This window comes from Pusillimonas caeni (genome assembly GCF_003545815.1).
GTDB lineage: Bacteria > Pseudomonadota > Gammaproteobacteria > Burkholderiales > Burkholderiaceae_B > Pusillimonas > Pusillimonas caeni.
The window spans coordinates 208169-226003 of record NZ_PDUW01000002.1 but is presented as its reverse complement, the minus strand read 5'-3'; the positions used below and the strand labels follow the sequence as shown (position 1 = coordinate 226003).

Genomic DNA, 17835 nt, shown 5'->3' with positions numbered 1-17835 from the left:
AGCATGCTGGAAAAACCGGCTCCGGGCTTGCGCCCGGAGCCGGTTTTTTTATTCGCAAAGGCCTTTGGTCCTACATCTTGCACTGCTCGTAATAAGCGTCTTTGTGGTCTTTCAGAACCACGTCCACCGCGTGCAGCGCCGCCTTGCCGTTTTCGTCCTTGACGACGTCGACGCGATACCAGTCGGTGATGGGGAAGTGGTTGGTGTTGTACTTGAATTCGCCCCGTATCGACTTGAAGTCGGCGGCCTCGAGCGCCTTGCGCAAGGCGTCTTTGTCCTTCACATCGCCGTTGACCTTGCGCAGCGCCGAATCGATGAGATTGGCCGCGTCATAGGACTGGGCGGCATACTGGGAAGGCACCCTGTTGTACTTGGCCTGGAAGGCCTCGACGAATTGCTTGCTTTGCGGGTTGTCGAGGTTGGGGGCCCAAGGCGCATTGGTGATGGCGCCCAGGGCAAGGTCCTGCAAGGCCGGCAGGGTGGAGCCGTCGATGGTGGCCGCTGAAATGAGCGGCAATTTGCCCAGCAGGCCCGCCTGGCGGTACTGCTTGACGAAGTTCACGCCCATGCTGCCTGGATACATGACATACACGGCGTCCGGCTGGACCTGCTGCAGCTGGGCGATTTCGACCGAGTAGTCCATCTGGCCGATCTGGGTGTAGACCTCGTCCAGCACTTCGCCCTTGTAGAAGCGCTTGAAGCCCGCCAAGGCATCTTTGCCCGCCTGGTAGTTGGGCGCCATGAGATACATGTTCTTGTAGCCCAGCTTGGTGGCGATTTCGCCCGCGCCCTCGTGCAGCTGGTCGTTGTTCCACGAGGTGGAGAAGAAATACGGCGAGCATTCGGCGCCGGTCATGGGGGACGGGCCGGCGTTGGAGCCGATGAGGAAGACCTTGGCGTCGAGGATGGGCTTGCGGGCGGCCATCATCACGTTGGAATAGATGATGCCGGTAACGAAGTCGACCTTGTCGTTATTGACCATCTTGCGAGCGATCTGCACGCCCTGCTCGGGCTTCATCTGGTCGTCTTCGCTGATGACGGTGACGTCCTCCCCGCCCAGCTTGCCTCCATTCTGCTCGACCGCCAGCATGAAGCCGTCGAGCTGGTCCTGGCCCAGCGCCGCGCCGCCGCCGGACAGGGTGGTGATGAGACCGATCTTGATTTCGGCGTGCGCCGCCCCGCCCATGGCGGCCGCCCCCAAGGCAACGATCGACGCACTGATAAGCTTCTTGACGTGTAATGACATGACCCCTCCGTGATATGAGCATGTTGAGGTCATTCTAGTCACCGGAACCCCGCCCACGTATACGGGAAAACGCTTCTTCGGGTCGTTTGAAGGCTCGCTACGCCTCCAAACCGCACACATTTCCGCCTTGCGGAAATAGGCGTGCGGCGGCGCTTGCTCGGCACGCACTGCGCCGCCAGGCGGCTAGGGCGATTCCGCTACAGTTCGCCGTAAGAGTGCAGCCCCGACAGGAACATGTTCACTCCCAGGAAGGCGAAGCTGGTGATCAGCAGGCCCGCCAGCGCCCAGTAGGCCGCCATGGTGCCGCGCAGGCCTTTCATCAGCCGCATGTGCAGCCAGGCCGCGTAATTGAGCCAGACGATCAGGGCCCAGGTTTCTTTCGGATCCCATTGCCAGTAGGTGCCCCAGGCGTCGGCGGCCCACAGGGCCCCCAATATGGTGGCCACGGTGAAAAAGGCGAACCCCACCGCGATGGCGCGGTACATGATGTCGTCGAGGATCTCGAGCGAGGGCAGCTTGCGCGAGATGGGGCCGCGCATGGCCAGGATGGCGCCCACGATGATGGCGCCGATGCCGAAGTAAAGCATCCAGGTGGGCGACAGCTCGCGCGAGCCGAACATCATGGGCTCGGCGCACAGTATCGCCCCCAGCAGGAACAGCGGCATCAGCTTGCCCCACGAGCGGGTCTGCCCATGCTCTTTGACCAGATAGGCGAAACCCACCATCGCCGCCAGCGAGAACGTGCCGTAGCCGATGAAATTGGCCGGCACGTGTATCTTCATCCACCAGCTTTTCAGGGCCGGCACCAGCGGCTGGATCTGGAAGGCCTCGCGCGTGAACGAATACCAGAGCAGGAAGATGACCGACGAACTGACCACCAGCAGTACGAAGCCGCCCAGCGCCCGGGTGGCGTAGCGTCGCTCGTAGTACAGATAGAAAAGAGCCGTGATGAGGGCGAACAGCACGAATACTTCGTACAAGTTGCTGACCGGGATATGGCCGATGTCCGGGCCCAGCAGGTGTCCCTCGCGCCAGCGCACCAGCATGCCCGTGGTGCCGGCGTACACCGCGCCCCATGTCAACGCGGTGCCCAGCCAGGCGGCGGTCTTGCTGGCATAGCCCAGCCAATAACAGATCGTGGCCAGGAAGAACAGCGCGCACATCCACAAGATGGCCGACTGGGACGAAAACAGGTACTTGAGCAGGAATACGCTCTCGGAGCGCGTGATGTCGCCCTGGGACACGCCGCCGCCGTTGCTGTACAGCCAGATGGCGAACAGCGCCGATACGCCGCTGGCGATCATGAGCGCGCGAAGGGGCCGCCACAGCCAGCCCATCCACGAGAAGCCGACCACGGCCCCGCACAGAATGATTTTTTCGTAGTAATCCATATTGCCGCTGTATGCGTACAGGGCATAGGCTGCGCCCGCCGCCAGCAGCAGAAAGAACACGATGTCGGTCCAGTCGGGCTTGCCGCGCTGGCCCCGGGCGTCTCCGCTGGCGGTCATGGTGTCCTGCCACACAGGAGCGTTGTAGGTCGATTCGGACATGGGAAACCTCTTACGTGATCAAACGCCGGAATGCGTCGCGGAAACGTTCGAACTCCTGGTTGAAATCCAGATTGCGGCGCTGTGAAGTCATGGCGGCCTGCATGCGGCTGCCGCCGCCTTCGGGCGTGATCCACACCCAGATGCGGCGGTCGCGAATGTAGAACATCGAGAACACGCCTATGATCAGAAACAGGCAGCCCAGGTAAACCGTGTTCTTGCCGGGGCTGCGGGCGACCTGGAACACGCTGGCCGGTACTTCTTCGAAACTGTCCAGGGACATGAATAGGGGAGCCGGATAATCGGGCAGATTGGCCAGCGCCAGCAAGGAAAGCCTGAGCCAGTCGGCGCCTTCCTGGGTATGGCTGTTGGGCTCGAGCCCGCGGCGTTCACGATCCATATCGTACAACTCGGTGAGCGTAAGCTGGATCATCGGCACCGCAAAGCCCAGCACGCTTTCGCGCTCGCTCTCGGGCACGCGCTCGATGATGGCGTTGAACCCGCCCCGCGCGAATGCGTCGACGGCGCCCTGCGCCGCTCTCTGCAAAAGAGGCCGCTGGGTTTCGCTGCCCGCATTGTCCTGGGCGAAACGGTCGGCCGCCTGCTCGCGCAGCGAAGGATCTTGCAATGCCGCCCGCAAATGCATGAATTCAGCCACCGAACTGTCGGCGTCGGCCGGAATGCGGATGTAACGGTAATTCTCGGCCTCCGACTGCCTGACGCCGGCCAGGAACACGGGATGGCCGTCGAGGACAATGGGCAGCATGTAGTTATTATATTCGTGCGCCTGGCCGTCGCGGCCGATGACGCGGTACTGCACGCTGGGCCCCACGTTGCGCAGATGCTCGTTCGACGCGCCGGCGGCGCTGCCCGTCACGGACGCCACGTGGTCGATCATGGCCTTGGGCTGGGGCTCTGTGCCCGGCGCCATGTTTTCGACGTTGATCACGCGCAGTCCCGACATGTCGACCACTACTTTCCGGGGCGCGCCTTCGCCGCCGCTCAAAGTCAGTTCGCTGCTCTGCCCCACCGTGCCGTCGACGGAGAAGGGCTTGCTGCCGGCGCCCTGCAGCGGATAGGCGGTGAGCTTGAGCTTGCTGCCGCCGTCGTCCAGGCTCGATTGATATACCGTAACGCCCTTGTAGCGCAGCGGCTCGTTCACCTCGATCAGGCGTTCGAAGCTTTCGCCGGTGTCGGGGTCGTTCACTTCGACATAGCTCTTGAACGAACTGGGCATGCCGGTGGAGTAGTAGTCCACCTGGAATTTGTTCAGCTTGATGGAAAACGGCATGGGTTGCACCAGCACGCCGTCGCCCACGGCCACGATGCCGCTGGCGCTGCGGCTGCCTTCGGGCAGCAGCATATTGGCCCGGAAGCTGGGATTGGCCGCCGGCAGCCGCCCCGACTCGGGCACCTCGGAGATCAGCATGTTCTGCGTGATGGGCTGCTTGCCCCCCAGCCAGACCTGAAGGCGCACGGGCAGTTCGCTGTCCAGCAGGCCGCCCACCGCGATCACCACGATGGCCGCGTGCGCGAAAATGTAGCCAAGCCGGTTGGCCGCGCCCTTCTTGGCCGCCAGCATGATGGCGTCGCCGTCCTGGCGCACCTTGTAGCGATAGCCATGGGCCTGCAGCCAGGGGCCGATTTTCTGCAGCGCCTGGGCCGGCGCCTGAGACGTTTCGGCCTCGACGCGGTGATGAAACGCACGCAGGCTGCTGCCGCGCACATACTCGCGAAACGAGCGCATGTCGCGCACCATCTTGGGCGTGTTGCGCAGCAGGCAGATGCTGGTGGATACCACCAGAAAAGCCATGATCAGCAAAAACCACCAGCTGTTGTACACATGCCAGATGGCGAATTTGTCGAACAGTTCGAACCAGAAGGGGCCGAACTGGTCCACATAGCTGTTGGCCACCTGGTTTTGCTGAAGCACCGTGCCGATGATGCTGGCCACGCAGATGAACATCAGCAGGCTGACCGCGAACCGCATCGAGCCAAGCAGTTCGACCAGGTCCGCGCCAAAGCTTCGCAGGGAATAGGTTTGGTTCATAATCGAAAAAAAAAGGGAGCGCCGGCATCGGCTCCCCCTTTGACAGACCGGTCGGCGCGGTTTTGGTTCTGGCGCCGGACTGGTTTTACACTTTAGCGCAGACCCGCCGCGTAGTCAGCCACGGCTGCGATGTCGGAATCGGACATGCGGTCGGCGATGTCGTGCATGATTTCGTTGGCGCGATCGTTGCTGCGGAACAGCTTGAGCTGTGCTTCGATGTAGCTGGGGAACTGGCCGGACAAGCGGGGGAATTCGCCCGGAACACCCGCCCCGTTGGGCGAGTGGCAGCCCGCGCAGGCCGGCACGCGCCGGTCGGGGATGCCGCCGCGCCAGATCTGCTGGCCGCGCTGCATGGTGTCTTCGTTGCTGGCGGTGGCGGCCGTTTCCTGATTAAGCGGCTGCTGGCCCAGGTAATAAGCGATGTTCTGGATGTCTTCGTCGGTAAGGGGCTGAGCCATGGGCGTCATGGGCGAAGCCGCGCCGTCAGGACCATGGCGCTTGGGCGGCTTGTCGCCCTGGGGCTTGAAGTCGTGAAGCTGGCGGGCGATGTACTCGTGCGCCTGGCCGGCAAGGTTGGGGTTGATCGGAAGCGTGCTGTTGCCGCCGGGCCCATGACAGCTGGCACAGGCGATGATGCCGCGGGCCGCGTCGCCATTGGTGTACAGGGTCTCGCCTTTGGCCGCGTCGGGCTTGGCGGCGGTGCCTTGGGCATGACTGACGGAAATCACGGAACAGCCAAGCATCACGCCGCTGATAATTAATATTCTGGAAAGCACACGCTTCATGAAGACCTCGACGGATCGCTTATTCGATCTGGGTGCCGGCCTTTGCCGGCTATGACAATGTCAAATTTACGGGCCCCAAAAGGCCCGCGCATAATGACCGCAACAGTTTCAAATCCGAAATTATACAATAGCGGTTGAATCAAACTGATCAGGCCCTACATTGTCCATCCTGCACCGCGCTTCCTTCACGGTTTCGGCCGCCCGCCTCGACCAGTTGCCGCCCCCCACCACCTCCGAAGTCGCCTTCGTCGGGCGCTCCAATGCCGGCAAATCATCGGCCATCAACGTGCTGGCCAACCAGAAGCGGCTGGCTTTTTCCAGCAAGACGCCGGGGCGCACGCGCCTGATCAATCTGTTCGGCATTCCCGACCCGCTCGATCCCGGTCAGTCCCTGGGCTTCCTGGTGGACCTGCCCGGCTACGGCTACGCCTCGGTGGCTCGCGACGCGCGCGAAGAATGGGCCGAGGTGCTGGGCGGCTACCTGCGCCAGCGCGAATCGCTGGCCGGCGTCGTGCTGCTTCTGGACATCCGCCGCGGGGTCACCGAACTCGACCGCCGGCTCGCGCACTGGATAGCCCCCACGGGCACGCCCGTGCTGGCCCTGCTGACCAAGGCCGACAAGCTGCCCTACGGCCAAAGGCTCAAGGCTGTCGCCAGCGTGCGCAAAGAGCTTGCCGAACTGGGCACGCTGGCGGCGGTACCGTTTTCGGCCACCCACCGCATCGGGCTCGAAGAAGCCGCCGCCCACATCGAAAACTGGATTTCTCCCAAGGTCGTGCCATGACTCAATTTCTACCCTCCGTCGACTTCCCGTCCTCGCGCCCGCGCCGCAACCGGCGCGACGATTTCTCGCGCCGGCTGGTGCGCGAGAACACGCTCTGCGCCGACGACTTCATCTACCCGGTCTTCGTCACCGAAGGCAAGAATGTGCGCCAGCCGGTCCCCTCCATGCCCGACGTGCTGCGCTATTCGCCCGACACGCTGCTGCACGTGGCCGAAGAATGCGCCCAGCTGGGCATCCCCGTGCTGGCCCTGTTTCCGGCCATCGAGGCCGACCTCAAAACCCCCGACGGCATCGAGGCGGCCAACCCCGACGGGCTCATTCCCCGCACCGTGGCGGCGATCAAGCAGCGCTTTCCCGAACTGGGCGTGCTTACGGACGTGGCGCTGGACCCCTACACCAGCCACGGCCAGGACGGCGTCATCGACGACCAAGGCTATGTCCTGAACGAACCCACGGTCGAGATCCTGGTCAAGCAGGCGCTGGTGCAGGCCCAGGCCGGCGTCGACATCGTCGCCCCCAGCGACATGATGGACGGCCGCATCGGCGCAGTCCGCCGCGCCCTCGAAGCGCAGAACCACATCTACACCCGCATCATGGCCTATTCGGCCAAGTACGCCAGCGCCTTTTACGGCCCCTTCCGCGATGCGGTGGGTTCGGCGGCCAACCTGGGCAAGTCGAACAAGGCCACCTACCAGATGGACCCGGCCAATCGCGACGAGGCGCTGCGCGAAGTGGCGGCCGACATCCGCGAAGGCGCGGACATGGTCATGGTCAAGCCCGGCATGCCTTACCTGGACGTGCTGCGCGACGTCAAGCAGGCCTTCGGCATGCCCACTTTCGCCTATCAGGTCAGCGGCGAGTACGCCATGCTCAAGGCCGCCGCCGCCAACGGCTGGCTGGACCACGACAAAGTGGTGCTGGAATCGCTGTTGGCCTTCAAGCGGGCCGGCGGCGACGGCATCCTGACCTACTTCGCTATTCACGCTGCGAAGCTGCTCAAGGCGTAGGCTAAGTTTTTTACTTGCTTGTTTCGGTTTTTTTTTAGCCGGCCTTCTGCATGACTTCGTCCAGCACCGCGCCGAAGCGCGCGGCGTTCTGGAAGCCGACCACCCGCTGGTCCAGCTCGCGGCCCCGCCGGTCGAAGAAGATGATGCCGGGCGGCCCGAACAGGCTGAAGCGGCGCAGCAGCTCACGGTCGTCCGGGGTGTTCGCGGTGACGTCGGCCTGCAACAGCAGGAAGTTCGACATGCGCTCGGCCACCTGCGGCTCGCTGAATGTGAACCGCTCCATCTCGATGCACGAGACGCACCAGTCGGCATAGAAGTCCAGCATGACCGGCCGGTCCGATTCGGCCAAGAGGCGGTCCAGCTCGGCCACGGAGCCTACCCGCGTGAACTCCGGCGCCTCGCCCGCGGGCATGGAAGCGCCCGCACCGCCGCTGGAAGAACCGACGGCCGTTGCCGCAAACGGCGCCAGCGGCCTGAGCAGGTCGCGCGCGCCGCCGGCCAGCCCCACCAGCAGAAGCACCGACCAGACGGCCAGCAGCACGCCCACGGCGCGCAATACGCCGCGCCACAAGGCTCTGGCGCCCGACGGCGTCTCGGTCTTCGCGCCGCCGAAAACGCCCAGCAAAGCGGCTGAACACAGGCCGATGAAGGCCCACCCCAGCATGCCCAGCCAGGCGGGCGCCACGGGTTGCACCATCCACCAGGCCGTCGCCAACAACAGCATGCCGAAGAACTGCTTCACGCCGTCCATCCAGGGGCCGGAGCGGGGCATCAGCGCCCCCGACGTGGCTCCCAGAACCAGCAGCAGCAGGCCCTGGCCCCAAGCCATGGCAAACAAGGCGCTGCCGCCCAGGACCACGTCGCCGGTCTGCGAGATGAACAGCAGGACGCCGGCGAGCGGCGCAGCCACGCAAGGCCCGACGATCAGGGCCGACACCATGCCGATGAGGAAGGCGCCGCCCCAGCGTCCGCCGGGTATGCGGGCGGCACGCTCGCTGAGGCGGGCCTGCAGGCCGGCCGGCGCCTGGAAAGTGTAGACGTCGAACATCGCCAGGGCCAGCAGGGCGAGCAGCACGGCGAAGGTGGCCAGAACCCAGGGCGTCTGCAGCCATGCCGCCAGACTGGCCCCGACCAGCCCCGCCGCCACACCCAGCACCGTATAGACCACGGACATGCCCAGTACGTAGCAGGCCGCCAGGCCGAGGCCCCGCCAGCGGCTGCTGCGTCCGTCCCGGCCGGCATCGCCCGCCACCACCGCCAGCACGATGGGCACCATGGGCAGAACGCAGGGCGTGAAAGTAAGCAACACACCAAACAGCAGCGCAAGGCCCACCAGCTCGATCCAGCCTATGCCCGCCAGATAGGAAGCCAGCCCGGTATCGCCCAGACCCAGCACCCCGTTCAGGCCGCCGTTGCCCGCGGAGGACGCATCTTGCCCGGCTCGCCCCGCCTGACCAGGCACCTCGTCGCGCGGCGGCGGCACGCTTTGCAGCACCCCATCGCCCCGTACGGCGTAGCCTTGTTCCGCGGGTACCAGTTGCAGGGTGAAGGTCATGGGTGGATAGCACAGCCCCGCATCGGCGCAGCCCTGGCCGGTGATGCGCAGGGGCAGCGGCTGCGAAGCACCCGCTTGCAGGGGCAGGCGGATCGTCACTTGATCGTGATAGACCTCCATGTCTTCGTCGAACGTGGGGTCGTACTTGACGGTGCCGCGCGGAAATATCGGCTCGCCCGCCACGGGCGCGTCGGTCTCGAAGCCGAAGCGCTGGCGGTACATGTAGTAATCGGGCGCGATCCGGAAGTGAACGTGCAGCTCGGTGGGGTTTGCCATGGCCGCCGACATCACGAAGGCTTCGGCCGGATCGAGGAAATCCTCTTCCTGCGCCTTCGCGCTCGGCGACACGGCCGCCGACAGCATCGCCATGCCCAGACACGCCGCAAGCGCAAAACGCCCCGCGCCGAAAAGCCCCGCGCACATTGCGGCGCATAGGCGCACCCACACACTGCTGCGCCGGTTTCCAGCGCTCAGCCTAGACAACATTCGTAATTTCCTTATGCCCGGTTGCACCGCGGCTACGGCGCAGACGTTTGCCGACGCACCCAGTCCAGATAGGGTTCGGCCCCACCGGCCACCGGCAGGACCAGGATCTCGGGCACCTCGTAGGGGTGCAATTCGGTCAGTCGCTCGGTGAGGGCCGGCAGGGCCGCCTGGGTCGTCTTGATGACAAGGGGAATCTCTTCGGTGCCTTCGAGTTCGCCCTTCCACATGTACATGGACAGGACCGGACCGCCAAGGTTCACACAGGCCGCCAGGTGCTCTTCGACCAGCATGTGCGCAATGCGCTTGGCCAGCAGCAGATCGGGCGCATTGCTCAGCACCACCACCACGTCTTGCGTCATGGACGTCGCCCCCGAGAAGACTTGAAACCGCCCATTTTACCGGTTTGGCGGTTTGCCGCCGCAGCCGCCACGCGCGGAGCGGGCGCTCAGGCCTGGCGCACCATCTTCAGCACCGCTTCGCACAGCTCGCTTTGCGGATCGGCCAGTTCGCACAGCAGATTGAAGTGGTTGCACTGGGGCACCTGCACCCGGTTCACCTCCAGCCCGCCTGCGCGGCACGCCTCTTCGTAGGCCTCGGTCTGATTCTTGAAGCCGTCGGTTTCGAGCCCGCCCACCGCCAGGACCATGGGCAGGCCGGCGCGAGGCAGGTGGTGCAAGGGGCTGACGCGCGCGGTCTGGTCGGCATGCAGTTGCAGCCATTCATTGGGCGCAATCTCGCACAGCGGCGCCAATTCGTACAGGCCGCTGAGGCCGGCCACGCCCTTGACGACGTCCTCCGGCAAGCCATAGGAAGCGGTCCAGCCCCGCGCCGCCGCCATGGCGGCCAGGTGGGCGCCTGCCGAGCTGCCCCCCACATACAGGCGCTGCGGGTCCAGCCCGTAGGTGGAGCCGTTCCGGTACAGCCACGCCACGGCGCTGCGCACCTGGCGAACCACCTCGGCCAGCGTGGCCTCGGGCAGCAAGGTGTACTCCAGCGTGCACACGGCCACCCCTGCCCGGGTAAAGGCGTGGGCCATGATGGGAGCGTCCTCTTTGGCTTGCGAGCGCCAGTAGCCCCCATGGATGAAAACAAAGGCCGGCGCCGGCTGCGCGCCCAGCACGGTGGGAAAGATGTCGAGCCGCTCGGCCCGTGCCTGGCCGTACTGCAGATCGTAGACGCCCACGCATTCGCGGTTCACCTTGCGAGCCAGGCTCGCGTACTCGGCCACGCAGGCATCGAAATCGGCCACCGACCCGCGCGCATCGTATTGCCGTCCACGCTCTTTCAAATCAGGGAAATACAGGTCCACGCCCTTGGCGGCGCCCGCCCGCTGGACATCCAGCTCCGACACGGGCTTGCCGCTCATTGCATCCGGCATTAAAGCCTCCATTTCATTTCATCTGGCATTCAGCCGCGAAAGCATCGCGCTGCTTGCTCAATACCTTGGAAAGCACCTTGGGCATCAGATTGCCGTCGGCGTCACGCTCGATCTTGGTCAGATAATAATCCTGAATGGGATGATGGTTGGTGTCGAACGCAAAGTTGCCCCGCACGGACTTGAAGTCGGCTTTCTGCAAGGCGGCGCGGAAGTCGTCCGCACGGCTCAGGTCGCCGTCGACGGCCTTGAGCGCCGAAGCAATGAGACGGGCCGTGTCATAGGACAGAGCGGCATAATGGGTAGGAACCCGGCCATAAGCCTTCTTGAAATCTTCGACGAACTGCTTGCTTTCCGGCACGTCGAGCAACGGCGACCACAGCGCGGTGGAATATACGCCCTCGGCTGCGTCTCCCGTGGCCTGGATCATGCGCAGGTCCATCGAAAACACCGGCAGAAACATCGGAATCTGCTTGCTCAGCCCCGAATTGGCATACTGCTTGGCGAAGTTGATGCCGGCACCGCCGGGGTGGAACTGGTAAACGGCGTCGGGCGCCAGGTCGCGCAGCCTGGCCAATTCCACCGAGAAATCAGATTGGTCGAGCTTGGTGTAGATTTCGGCGGCCACCTTGCCCTCGTACAGTCGCTTGAAACCCTCGAGCGCATCTCGGCCCGCCTGGTAGCTGGGAGCCAGCAAGGCCACGTTCTTGAAGCCCTGCTCGGTGGCTGCCCGGCCGGCCGCCGCATGCAGCGACGTGTTTTCGAACGAGGCGACGAAATAATTCTTGTCGCAGCGCTTGCCCGCGAACTGCGAAGGCCCCGCGTTCAGGCTGACGTAGAAAGCGCCCTGCTTCAGTATGGTCGGCGCGGCAGCCATCAATACGTTGGAAAAGTTGATGCCGGTGAAAAGCTGTATGCCTTCCTGCAGCATTTTTTCGGCCGACTGCTTGCCCGTGGCCGGTTTGAGGCCGTCGTCCTCCAGCACCATTTGCACCGGCACCCCGCCGAGCTTGCCGCCTTCCTGGTCGATGGCCAGCTTGAACGCGTCGCGCTGGTCTTCCCCGATATAGCCGGCAGGGGTCGACAAGGTGGTGATGAAGCCGATGCGTACCGGCTCGGCGGCCGCCGCGGACTGCGCCAGGCCCAGGCCTATCGTGCCCAGGCATGCCAAAGCGATCTTGCGAAACATGATTCTCCGTCCTGTGGAAAAAGCGGCCCGAAGCTCACCTTGTTTGTCCAAGTATGCTCCAGCCAGATTTTATAAAAAAATTCTTATCGTCGAAATTCTATTTGCTTTTATAACAATGTACAAGACAAGGAAATGCATCGTGGAGATGCCGAGCTCAGTGACGGCATCATGAAATCCGGAGAAAACGATGAACCGGACAGGCGAAGGCAGAGGCAGGCTTGTATGCTAGATTTCCGCCATGACAACAGGGAAGGCATTCGCATGGACCCGCTGATTTCGTCCGCTGCGCGGGCGCTGTCCTCGGGCGCGCCTCTGGACGCCCTGAATCTCGTGGCTCTGCGCGACGACGCGCCCGCGCTGGCGCTGCGCGGCATCGCCCTGGCGCAACTCGGCGATCTTGCCCGGGCCAGGGCGCTGGTGCACCGCGCCGCGCGCGCCTTCGGGCCCCGCCGTCCCGCGGCGCGGGCGCGATGCATCGTTGCCGAAGCCGAAATTGCGCTCGTCTCGCGCGATGTGAAATGGCCCGGCAGGATGCTGGATGCGGCGCGCGCCACGCTGCAGGCGCAAGGCGACCATGTCAATGCCGAACATGCGCGATACATCTCCGCCCGCCGCCTGCTTCTATTGGGGCGGCTGGACGAAGCGCAGCGCCTGCTCGACGAAGCGCCCGCCGGAAGCCTCCCGGCCGCGCTGAACACCGCCCATGAGCTCACCGTCGCCGGCATCGCTGTGCGGCGCGGACGCGCCAATGCCGCGAGCGCCGCCCTTGGCCGGGCGCAAATAGCGGCTCGAAGGTCCGCCATCCCGGCCTTGATATCGGAGGTGCAGGACGCCGCGGACACCCTGAACGCGCCGGCTGCGCGCCTTTTTCTTCAAGGCCGGGAACGCACGCTTCGGCTGGCGGAGGTCGAGGCGCTGCACGCCTCGAAGATACTCGTCGTGGACGCCTGCCGGAATGTCCTGTGGCGATCGGGCATCGCCGTGCCGCTCGTCACGCGTCCTGTGCTGTTTTCGCTTGCGCGGATACTGGGCGAAGCGTGGCCCGAGGATGTGCCGCGGGACGTCCTCATCGAACGGGTCTTTCGCATGAAGGTCGCGGATGAAACCCATCGCGCCCGCTTGCGGGTCGAGATCGGCCGGCTTCGCGCACTGCTCGAACCTTTGGCCGACGTGCGCGCCACTCCTGAAGGCTTTGTGCTCGTCCCCCGCAACGCCGGCGAAGTCGCCGTGCTTGCACGGCTGGAAGACACACCGCACGGAGCCGTGCTGGCCCTGCTCGCGGACGGAGAATCCTGGCCCAGTTCGGCGCTCGCGCTGGCGCTTGGCACCAGCCAACGCAGCGTGCAGCGGGCTCTCGACTCGCTCGCCGCCTCGGGCCTGGCGCAATCCCAGGGGCGGGGCCGCGCGCGCCGCTGGATGGCTTCGCCCCTGCGCGGATTCACGACAAGCTTGTTACTCCCTCTCGCGCCGGCGGTCGATTAGCATGAAAGCGTGGTGACCACTCCTTCTTTTCTCTCTTTGAATGAACACAGGAGTCAGCATGAAAAAATCGACTGCTCACATCATCCATGAATACGGCCCTTTCCCTGAAACCAGCAGTGTCCATGGCGTTTCGTACGACGGCCGCCATATCTGGTTCGCCAACGGCGACAGGCTTCTCGCGCTCGATCCTTCGAGCGGCAAAACGCTGCGTTCCATAGAGGTACCCGCCAACGCGGGAACCGCCTTCGACGGGCGACACCTGTTCCAGGTCGACTCGGACCGCATCCAGAAGATCGATCCGGATACCGGCCGGGTGCTCGGCACGATTCCCCTGCCCGACAACGGCGGCACTTCGGGCCTTGCCTGGGGCGAAGGCATGCTTTGGGCCGGCGGCTACAAGGACCGCAAGATATATCAAATCGATCCCGACACCGGTGCGGTGCTTCGCGTTCTGGAATCCAATCGCTTCGTGACAGGCGTCAGCTGGACGGGCGACGAACTCTGGCACGGCACCTGGGAGAACGGTACGAGCGAATTGAGGCGCATCGATCCGGACACCGGCGAAGTCCTGGAGACCCTCGAAATGCCCCCGGATACCGGCGTGTCGGGCCTGGAATCGGATGGCGGCAACCTTCTCTTCTGCGGCGGCGGCGACAGCGGCAAGATCCGCGTCGTGCGCCGGGAATAAACGCCCAAAGACAAAGCGCCCCGGGCTTGGACATCGTCCGTGCCTGGGGCGCTTTGTTCGAAGATCCTGAGCCGCGCCGACGGTGAGCCGCCGGCGCGAGCGGTGTTACTCAGCCGCTTCGTCGGCGGTTTCTTCGACCTCGGGGCGATCGACCAGCTCGATGAAAGCCATGGGGGCGTTGTCGCCCTGACGGAAGCCCATCTTCAGCACACGGGTGTAGCCGCCGTTGCGCTCTTTGTAGCGCGGGCCGACCACGTCGAACAGCTTGGCCACCGCGTCGCGGTCGCGCAGGCGGGCGAAAGCCAGACGTTTGTTGGCGACGCTGGGTTCTTTGCCCAGGGTGATGAGGGGCTCGACGACGCGGCGCAGTTCTTTGGCCTTGGGCAGCGTGGTCTTGATGGCTTCGTGGGTAAGCAGCGAAACAGCCATGTTGCGGAACATAGCCAGGCGATGGCTGCTGGTGCGGTTGAGTTTACGCAAACCACTACGGTGACGCATGATGATTTCCTTTGAATCTATTGAAGCGAAATGGTTTTTCGCGGTTGGCCGGCTCTTCTATCAGACACGCTGCGGGCCGGATCAGGGGCAAAACTATACACGAAAAAACAGGGGGGAACTGCTTGCGGACCGGCGACTGCTTACAAACTGCCGGGCCCGCGGCGCAAGGCCGGCACGCAGCCGGCCTTGCTTACTGCTTAGGGGCGCTCCAGGCCCAGCGGAGGCCAGTTCTCGAGCTTCATGCCCAAGGTCAGGCCGCGCGCGGCAAGGACTTCCTTGATTTCGTTGAGCGACTTGCGACCCAGGTTGGGGGTCTTGAGCAGCTCGTTCTCGGTGCGCTGGATCAGGTCGCCGATGTAGTAAATGTTTTCGGCCTTCAGGCAGTTGGCCGAACGCACGGTGAGTTCGAGGTCGTCGACCGGACGCAGCAGCACGGGATCGATCTGCGGGGCGCCGCGCACCGGGGCCTCGTAGGAATCGCCCACGCCTTCAAGCGCGGCAAAGACCGAGATCTGGTCCATCAGGATGCGGGCCGACTGGCGCACGGCCTCTTCGGGCGAGATGACGCCGTTGGTCTCGATGTCGAGAATCAACTTGTCCAGGTCGGTGCGCTGCTCGACGCGGGCGCTTTCCACGGCGTAGCTGACGCGGCGCACAGGGCTGTACGAAGCGTCGAGCACGATGCGGCCGATGGTGTGCGAACGGTCGTCGGCCAGGGCGCGAACGTTGCCGGGCACGTAGCCGCGGCCTTGCTCGACCTTGATGTGCACTTCGAGCTTGCCGGCTTCGGTCAGGTTGGCGATGACGTGGTCGGGATTGATGATCTCGACGTCGTGCGGCAGCTCGATGTCGGCGGCCGTGACGATGCCCTGGCCTTCCTTGCGCAGCACCAGCGTGACGTCATCGCGGTTGTGCAGCTTGAATACCACGCCTTTCAGGTTCAGGAGGATGTCGACGACATCTTCGCGCACTCCGGCAATGGTGGAGTATTCGTGCACGACACCCGTGATCTGCACCTCGGTCGGGGCATAGCCGGTCATGGACGACAGCAGGATGCGGCGCAGCGCATTGCCCAGCGTATGGCCGTAGCCGCGCTCGAACGGCTCCATGATCACGCGCGCGTGATTCTTGCCTACGGGCTCGACTTCGATAGAACGGGGTTTCAGAAAACCTTGAGACGACATGTGTGTTCCTTTTCAATACCCTCGGCTCGTTACACCGATAAGGCTGACGGATAAACCGGTTGTCCGGCGGTAGCTGACACAGCCCAGCTTCCAGCGAATGACTGAAAACCGGGCTGTGGCTTGATGCTGCAGTGCGAATGCCGCTTTAGCGGGAATACAATTCGACGACCATCGATTCGTTCACGTCGCGGGCGACGTCGGAACGATCGGGAACCTGCTTATAGGTGCCGACGAGCTTGCTGGCGTCGACTTCGACCCACTGGGGGAAGCCCTGGCCGGAAGCCAGATCGAGCGACTCGCGGATGCGCAGCTGGCCCTTGGACTTCTCGCGAATGGAGATGATGTCGCCGGGCTTGACGTTGATCGACGCGATGTCGGCCGTTTTGCCGTTGAGTTCGACCGAGCGGTGGTTGACCAGCTGGCGAGCTTCGGCGCGCGTGGAGCCGAAGCCCATGCGGTAGACGACGTTGTCGAGGCGCGATTCCAGAAGCTGGATCAGCGTTTCGCCGGTGTTGCCGCGACGGCGCTCGGCTTCGGCAAAGTACTTGCGGAACTGCTTCTCGAGCACACCGTACATGCGCTTGAGCTTCTGCTTTTCGCGCAGCTGCAGGCCGAAGTCGGACGTGCGGGCGCCCGAGATGCGGCCGTGCTGGCCGGGCTTGGACTCGAGTTTGCACTTCGAGTCGAGCGAACGGCGGGCGCTCTTCAGAAAGAGGTCGGTACCCTCGCGGCGCGAGAGCTTGCATTTAGGTCCAATATAACGTGCCATGGTTTCCCCTTAGATGCGACGGCGCTTGGGCGGACGGCAGCCATTGTGCGGAATGGGCGTGATGTCCGAAATGCTGGAGATCTTGATGCCCAGCGCATTCAGGGCGCGCACCGAAGACTCGCGGCCGGGGCCGGGGCCCTTGATGCGGACTTCGAGCGTCTTGATGCCGTACTCTTGCGCAACGCGGCCGGCCGATTCGGCAGCCACCTGGGCGGCGAACGGCGTGGATTTGCGCGAGCCCTTGAAGCCGGCGCCGCCCGACGTCGCCCAGGACAACGCGTTGCCCTGGCGATCGGTGATCGTGATGATCGTGTTGTTGAAGGACGCGTGGACGTGCGCGATGCCGTCCGAAACGCTCTTCTTGATTTTCTTGCGCACGCGCGATGCGCCGGTATTAGCTTTCGCCATCTTCTAATCCTCGATTATTTCTTCAGGGAAGCCGCTGCACGACGCGGACCCTTGCGGGTGCGCGCATTGGTGCGCGTGCGCTGACCGCGGACAGGCAGGCCACGCTTGTGACGCATGCCGCGGTAGGTTCCCAGGTCGATCAGACGCTTGATCGAAAGTTGCACTTCGCGACGCAGGTCGCCTTCGACGGTGAACACGCCGACGTGTTCACGGATGCGCTCGAGCTCGGCGTCGGTCAGATCTTTCACTTTCTTGGAATACTCGATGCCCGACGCTTCGCAGATTTTGCGTGCGCGCGTGCGACCGATACCAAAAATAGCGGTAAGTCCGATTTCGGCGTGTTTATGCGGCGGAATGTTGATGCCAGCGATACGGGCCATGACTGTTCCTTGTTTAAATCTGTTGCGACGCGGCCATTAGCCTTGACGCTGCTTGTGACGCGGGTCGGTGCAGATGACGCGCACCACGCCGTGACGTTTGATGATCTTGCAGTTGCGGCAGATCCGCTTTACCGATGCCATTACCTTCATGGTTGACTCCTAGTTTCCTTTAGCCCGGCCGCCTATTTAGAGCGGAATACAATTCTGGCGCGCGACAGGTCATAGGGCGTGAGCTCCACTGTGACCTTGTCACCCGGCAGAATCCGGATGTAATGCATGCGCATCTTGCCTGAAATATGGCCCAGCACCACGTGGCCATTCTCCAACTTGACGCGAAAAGTAGCGTTGGGCAGGTTCTCGAGAACCTCTCCTTGCATTTGTATGACGTCGTCTTTTGCCATT

19 protein-coding genes are annotated in these 17835 nt (G+C 63.8%); 4 read left to right on the top strand and 15 right to left on the bottom strand.

What is annotated here, in order from left to right; genetic code table 11:
• Positions 1–70 precede the first annotated feature (70 nt).
• The 4 genes from CSC67_RS04770 to CSC67_RS04755 form a co-directional block, all read right to left on the bottom strand.
• Complete coding sequence (locus CSC67_RS04770; RefSeq protein ID WP_118993383.1) at positions 71–1246, bottom strand: ABC transporter substrate-binding protein; 1176 nt, start codon at positions 1244–1246, stop codon at positions 71–73.
• 197 nt (positions 1247–1443) lie between these two features.
• Positions 1444–2796, bottom strand: a complete 1353-nt coding sequence (gene ccsB, locus CSC67_RS04765) for a c-type cytochrome biogenesis protein CcsB (protein WP_118993382.1) — start codon at positions 2794–2796, stop codon at positions 1444–1446.
• A 10-nt stretch (positions 2797–2806) separates the two neighbouring features.
• Positions 2807–4843 carry a cytochrome c biogenesis protein ResB gene (locus tag CSC67_RS04760; protein WP_118993381.1) on the bottom strand — a complete coding sequence of 679 codons (2037 nt, stop codon included), beginning with the start codon at positions 4841–4843 and terminating at the stop codon, positions 2807–2809.
• Between the two features lie 92 nt (positions 4844–4935).
• Positions 4936–5628, bottom strand: coding sequence for a c-type cytochrome (locus CSC67_RS04755; RefSeq protein WP_118993380.1), 693 nt, complete (start codon positions 5626–5628; stop codon positions 4936–4938).
• A 160-nt stretch (positions 5629–5788) separates the two neighbouring features.
• On the opposite strand from CSC67_RS04755, the gene yihA reads away from it, so the two are divergent.
• Positions 5789–6412 (top strand): ribosome biogenesis GTP-binding protein YihA/YsxC, encoded by a 624-nt coding sequence (gene yihA / locus CSC67_RS04750; RefSeq protein WP_118993379.1) that lies wholly within the window; start codon positions 5789–5791, stop codon positions 6410–6412.
• Complete coding sequence (gene hemB / locus CSC67_RS04745) at positions 6409–7419, top strand: porphobilinogen synthase (RefSeq protein WP_118993378.1); 1011 nt, start codon at positions 6409–6411, stop codon at positions 7417–7419. The genes yihA and hemB overlap by 4 nt, the downstream gene beginning before the upstream one ends.
• Positions 7420–7453: 34 nt before the next feature.
• Here the strand turns inward: hemB and dsbD are convergent, their stop codons facing one another.
• The 4 genes from dsbD to CSC67_RS04725 all read right to left on the bottom strand — a co-directional run bounded on the left by dsbD (position 7454) and on the right by CSC67_RS04725 (position 12024).
• Positions 7454–9460: a protein-disulfide reductase DsbD gene (gene dsbD / locus CSC67_RS04740; RefSeq protein WP_118993377.1), complete on the bottom strand. Its 2007-nt coding sequence runs from the start codon at positions 9458–9460 to the stop codon at positions 7454–7456.
• 32 nt (positions 9461–9492) lie between these two features.
• Positions 9493–9819: a divalent-cation tolerance protein CutA gene (gene cutA, locus CSC67_RS04735; protein ID WP_118993376.1), complete on the bottom strand. Its 327-nt coding sequence runs from the start codon at positions 9817–9819 to the stop codon at positions 9493–9495.
• A gap of 86 nt (positions 9820–9905) precedes the next feature.
• Complete coding sequence (locus tag CSC67_RS04730) at positions 9906–10826, bottom strand: alpha/beta hydrolase (protein ID WP_118993375.1); 921 nt, start codon at positions 10824–10826, stop codon at positions 9906–9908.
• A gap of 25 nt (positions 10827–10851) precedes the next feature.
• A complete protein-coding gene (locus CSC67_RS04725) occupies positions 10852–12024 on the bottom strand; it encodes an ABC transporter substrate-binding protein (protein ID WP_118993374.1) in 1173 nt (390 codons plus the stop codon).
• Positions 12025–12285: 261 nt separating this feature from the next.
• Between CSC67_RS04725 and CSC67_RS04720 the strand changes: the two genes are divergently transcribed.
• Both CSC67_RS04720 and CSC67_RS04715 read left to right on the top strand, forming a co-directional pair.
• On the top strand, positions 12286–13506 hold the full coding sequence (locus CSC67_RS04720) for a helix-turn-helix domain-containing protein (RefSeq protein WP_118993373.1): 1221 nt from the start codon (positions 12286–12288) through the stop codon (positions 13504–13506).
• Between the two features lie 58 nt (positions 13507–13564).
• Positions 13565–14194: a Vgb family protein gene (locus tag CSC67_RS04715; RefSeq protein ID WP_118993372.1), complete on the top strand. Its 630-nt coding sequence runs from the start codon at positions 13565–13567 to the stop codon at positions 14192–14194.
• A gap of 105 nt (positions 14195–14299) precedes the next feature.
• Here CSC67_RS04715 and rplQ read toward each other — a convergent pair whose 3' ends face one another.
• The 7 genes from rplQ to infA form a co-directional block, all read right to left on the bottom strand.
• Positions 14300–14692, bottom strand: coding sequence for a 50S ribosomal protein L17 (rplQ, locus tag CSC67_RS04710; RefSeq protein WP_118993371.1), 393 nt, complete (start codon positions 14690–14692; stop codon positions 14300–14302).
• Between the two features lie 197 nt (positions 14693–14889).
• Positions 14890–15876: a DNA-directed RNA polymerase subunit alpha gene (locus CSC67_RS04705; RefSeq protein WP_118993370.1), complete on the bottom strand. Its 987-nt coding sequence runs from the start codon at positions 15874–15876 to the stop codon at positions 14890–14892.
• A 145-nt stretch (positions 15877–16021) separates the two neighbouring features.
• Positions 16022–16645 carry a 30S ribosomal protein S4 gene (rpsD, locus tag CSC67_RS04700; RefSeq protein ID WP_118993369.1) on the bottom strand — a complete coding sequence of 208 codons (624 nt, stop codon included), beginning with the start codon at positions 16643–16645 and terminating at the stop codon, positions 16022–16024.
• Between the two features lie 9 nt (positions 16646–16654).
• The gene (rpsK, locus tag CSC67_RS04695; RefSeq protein ID WP_118993368.1) at positions 16655–17053 is read right to left on the bottom strand and encodes a 30S ribosomal protein S11; all 399 of its coding nucleotides are present in this window, start codon (positions 17051–17053) and stop codon (positions 16655–16657) included.
• A gap of 14 nt (positions 17054–17067) precedes the next feature.
• The gene (gene rpsM / locus CSC67_RS04690; RefSeq protein WP_118993367.1) at positions 17068–17433 is read right to left on the bottom strand and encodes a 30S ribosomal protein S13; all 366 of its coding nucleotides are present in this window, start codon (positions 17431–17433) and stop codon (positions 17068–17070) included.
• Between the two features lie 36 nt (positions 17434–17469).
• The gene (gene rpmJ, locus CSC67_RS04685; protein ID WP_003805360.1) at positions 17470–17583 is read right to left on the bottom strand and encodes a 50S ribosomal protein L36; all 114 of its coding nucleotides are present in this window, start codon (positions 17581–17583) and stop codon (positions 17470–17472) included.
• A 32-nt stretch (positions 17584–17615) separates the two neighbouring features.
• Complete coding sequence (infA, locus tag CSC67_RS04680) at positions 17616–17834, bottom strand: translation initiation factor IF-1 (protein WP_009523889.1); 219 nt, start codon at positions 17832–17834, stop codon at positions 17616–17618.
• Position 17835 lies beyond the last annotated feature (1 nt).